This is a genomic window from Massilia genomosp. 1 (assembly GCF_011682185.1).
Lineage (GTDB): Bacteria > Pseudomonadota > Gammaproteobacteria > Burkholderiales > Burkholderiaceae_D > Telluria_A > Telluria_A rubra.
The window spans coordinates 1-700 of sequence record NZ_WHJF01000342.1; the positions used below are offsets into that span (position 1 = coordinate 1).

The window sequence follows — 700 nt, forward strand, 5'->3', positions numbered from 1 at the left end:
GCAAGCGGGCCGTTTCCTCCTGGGTCTACATCGCCACTGTGATCGCCGCCGCCAGAAAGGGCGTCGCCACACCCTCGCTGCCGCCGATTCCGTCCGGGACGTGAACGGTTACCCCGTCCCTGCTGAAATGTTCAGTTCGGTCATCCTTGGCACTGTACAGAATCCATTCTAAAATCGTCAGATTGTCTGGCGACATGACCGGTGAAATCTTGTCGGTCACATTCGACGTGCTGAAGTATACGCCGGAAGAATCACGTACATAGGCGAAGCGCTTGCCATCGGGGTGCTTTACTGAAATCTGCTGTGGAATCAGTTTGGCATCTGTATGCCAAGTACAATCCCATTCGCCAGTTTCAAATCGCCAGCACTTATTCCTGATCGTTTCGCTACGCGGCATTTCCGACTTGATCGACTTACTATATGCATGGGACCACCTTCTACCAAACCCTTTGGATCCAAACGGGTCAGTCAGGCTAAGAGAACTATTGTAGATCCGGCTCAGCGTTAATTCACTGTTAGATTTTGCCGGTTTATAGTCGGCTATCCCGTGCCACATGTTTCCCGTCGCAGGTGTAATGTAACCAATCACCTCCCCGCAGACAATTTTTCTGCCTGGAAACTCAGTTCAATGTATGATGTGCAATCTTGTTAAAAAAGCCCACGCCTCTCACTGATTTCGACCTGCGCCAGATGGATGAAG

At 51.0% G+C, this 700-nt stretch carries 1 protein-coding gene and 1 pseudogene; both read right to left on the reverse strand.

Going from position 1 to position 700, the window contains the following annotated elements; translation table 11 throughout:
- Positions 1-25: 25 nt before the first annotated feature.
- Positions 26-397 carry a hypothetical protein gene (locus tag F1735_RS33970; RefSeq protein ID WP_167241448.1) on the reverse strand — a complete coding sequence of 124 codons (372 nt, stop codon included), beginning with the start codon at positions 395-397 and terminating at the stop codon, positions 26-28.
- Positions 398-409: 12 nt separating this feature from the next.
- Positions 410-589, reverse strand: a pseudogene (locus F1735_RS38400) (DUF6531 domain-containing protein); the annotation flags it as partial.
- Positions 590-700 lie beyond the last annotated feature (111 nt).